Genomic DNA, 627 nt, shown 5'->3' with positions numbered 1-627 from the left:
TTGCGCCCTCTCCACTGGACCCGCACGGCTCTTTCGTCGTGGGGGTTGCCCGGCTCCCGGACCAGGGCCAATGGCGCTCCCACCGGGAGTTCCCTCCAGACCTCCTCCCCTTCCCCATACTGGAACCCGGCGACGGGGGACCGCTGGATCTCGACCTGCTCTTTTCGCCTTGCCGCGGCGGGAACTGCTTTCAAAGCACAGGCGCCAACCAGTACAGCCACGCGTTTGAAAAAGGTCATCCTGTCCATGGCACCCTCCTGAGGGTTTAATAGCCTTACCGTGAATTATAGCTCCCTCAGTGGCTCAGGAGGTGAGCTTCAGAATCGAGATGAAACTTTTTTTCAATTCTGGAGCTGGATTCCGGAAGACTTACGTGTCTAAGTATCTACGTGCCTGAACCGCTCTTTCCCCGCGTTCGACTTTTTCTCCACCTTCCTCTGTGAAGTGGCCTTCAGCCAGCCGCACTGCGCCTCCGCGAGAGGCAGCCTTTACCGCTTTCATGGAAATCGGGATTGCCGCGTCGCCCTCGCCATTCTCGACGCTCCTCGCAATGACATGGTGCGACTGGATTCCGGGTCATCGCGTTTATTTCACCCTCCCCTCAATCCCCTCCCCTCAGCCGTCTTC

1 protein-coding gene is annotated in these 627 nt (G+C 58.7%); it reads right to left on the bottom strand.

The window, feature by feature from the left end; genetic code table 11:
* On the bottom strand, nt 1–248 hold a 248-nt coding region (locus P1S59_14625; GenBank protein ID MDF1527459.1), incomplete at its 3' end, for an HIRAN protein.
* Nucleotides 249–627 lie beyond the last annotated feature (379 nt).

The sequence above is a fragment of the bacterium genome, assembly GCA_029210965.1.
GTDB lineage: Bacteria > BMS3Abin14 > BMS3Abin14 > BMS3Abin14 > BMS3Abin14 > JALHUC01.
Note: the sequence above shows the minus strand (reverse complement) of the source record. Positions and strands in the feature narration are given on the sequence as shown.